This window comes from Streptomyces sp. KLMMK, from assembly GCF_036961605.1.
Lineage (GTDB): Bacteria > Actinomycetota > Actinomycetes > Streptomycetales > Streptomycetaceae > Streptomyces > Streptomyces telluris.
Genome location: NZ_JBAMDC010000797.1, coordinates 1 through 556, shown reverse-complemented (window position 1 = coordinate 556; position 556 = coordinate 1). Strand labels below are relative to the sequence as shown.

Genomic DNA, 556 nt, shown 5'->3' with positions numbered 1-556 from the left:
GTGGTCGATGACCCGGTCTGCGGCCGGCTTCGAGAGCCCGAACAGCGGGCCGAGCTGCCGCATGGTGAGGTTCGTCCGCCAGTACGCGGCCACCACTGACACCGTCACCACAGCACCCACACCAAGATCATCACATGTCCGACCAGGCCTTACGGGACATCATTTAACCCCAACGCCTAATCACAGCGAGTTCGTTGCTGGGTTAGCTTTGACTTGCCAGATAGTCTCAGGCCCCCCCTGGATGCCTGTGGTGACGGAGATGTCAATCCACTCGGAAGCCCAGGATTGCATGGCAGGGAGTGCAACGTGCCCGTTACTGTCCGTCTGAGCCCAGGCGAACCGACTCTCCTCGCCGTCGACGATAAAGCGGGCCGATGCCGTGATCGGTATCTCAAAGCGCACCGCAGCACCCTTCGCAGGGCCCTCGCTATTTTCGGCCCTCACCCGCGGTCGAAACGGCAAGCCGACCACCTTGAATGCATCTACTGTGGCACTCTTCGGAATAGGATACTCGTAAAGACTGAAAGACTGAGGAGTGTTGATCTTGCCCTGGCGG

1 protein-coding gene and 1 pseudogene are annotated in these 556 nt (G+C 59.9%); both read right to left on the bottom strand.

All coding sequences use genetic code 11. From position 1 onward, the window contains the following. Positions 1 to 96, bottom strand: a pseudogene (locus V7793_RS38015) (transposase family protein); the annotation flags it as partial. 84 nt (positions 97 to 180) lie between these two features. Then, the coding region (locus V7793_RS38010; protein ID WP_336014324.1) for a hypothetical protein at positions 181 to 556 on the bottom strand (376 nt) is incomplete at its 5' end.